This window comes from Endozoicomonas sp. ALC013 (genome assembly GCF_049310205.1).
Classification (GTDB): domain Bacteria; phylum Pseudomonadota; class Gammaproteobacteria; order Pseudomonadales; family Endozoicomonadaceae; genus Endozoicomonas.
Map to the genome: position 1 here is coordinate 1 of NZ_JBLYNS010000405.1, position 1,097 is coordinate 1,097.

General features: G+C 47.5%; 1 protein-coding gene. It reads right to left on the minus strand.

Annotated elements, in window-relative coordinates:
* Positions 1-349 precede the first annotated feature (349 nt).
* On the minus strand, positions 350-1,097 hold a 748-nt coding region (locus ACO6V1_RS24150; RefSeq protein ID WP_422469172.1), incomplete at its 5' end, for an IS110 family transposase.

Sequence of the window (1,097 nt, forward strand, 5' to 3'; positions counted from 1 at the left end):
GTTGTTTGTTTTTCAAATAGAAAATAGGACACCCTTATATTTGACAAACAAGCTAGGAGGCTTATATGGTCCGCCCCGTTTTGCAAGAGCCTGTTTTGTTAATTTGCAAACAAAGATAACTGCAATCATATATACGGCCTATTAACGAGGTCTAACCCTCTGGCCCTGATGGGTATCCGCGCAACCTGGCCTTATCAGTCCGACGGCCTCAAGGGCCAAGTCTCCTATCAGGTTTCAGGTTGCTGGTTTTTACCTGTTCGCCATCAACTGTACATGCTCATCGCAATCTGCGGGTGTTTCTCCTTTGACTAAACTTATGCTTTACTTTGCTGCTGACGCCTTTACTTCATCATGCAGCCTTGTAAACTTCATTGCGAGTCATGATGACCCATACAATCCGAGCCATTTTATTGGCCAGTCCAACGGTGGCAACGTTGTGGTTACTACGCTCATTAAGCTGGCTAACCCACTTTTTACAACGGTCATCCTGATTTTTCAGGCAGTGGAGTACCGAACGTGCGCCGTGTATCAGTAATGTGCGCAAGTATTTATCACCCCGTTTACTGATCCCCAGCAAGACCGACTTACCACCCGTGGAGTGCTGTCTTGGAACTAATCCCATCCATGCGGCAAGGTGTCGACCAGAGTGAAAATAAGTTGCATCACCAATGGCGGCTCTCAATGCCGTGGCAATAATGGCTCCGATACCCGGCATGGTCATTAATCTACGACAAATGTTGTCATTACAAGCCAGTTCCTGAATTTTCTGGTCATACTGTTGAATACGCTGGTCAAGTCTGACCAACTCTTCTGATAAACCATGCAACAGCTCACGGGTCAGTGAATGGAGTCCATTTTCAGCATCTTCCAGAATACGTGGAAGTTGGGCACGAACTTTACCGATACCCTGGGCAACCACAATACCTTCTTCCAATAGCGAACCCCGGATCTGGTTAACCAGGGCAGTCCTCTGATCAACTGCTTGTTGACGATAGCGGTGCAGAAGTTGCCAGGCCTGCTGCTCTGACGTCTTAACAGGTACAAAACGCATACTGGGCCGTGAAGCTGCTTCTGTAATCGCTTCAGCATCGTTGTAG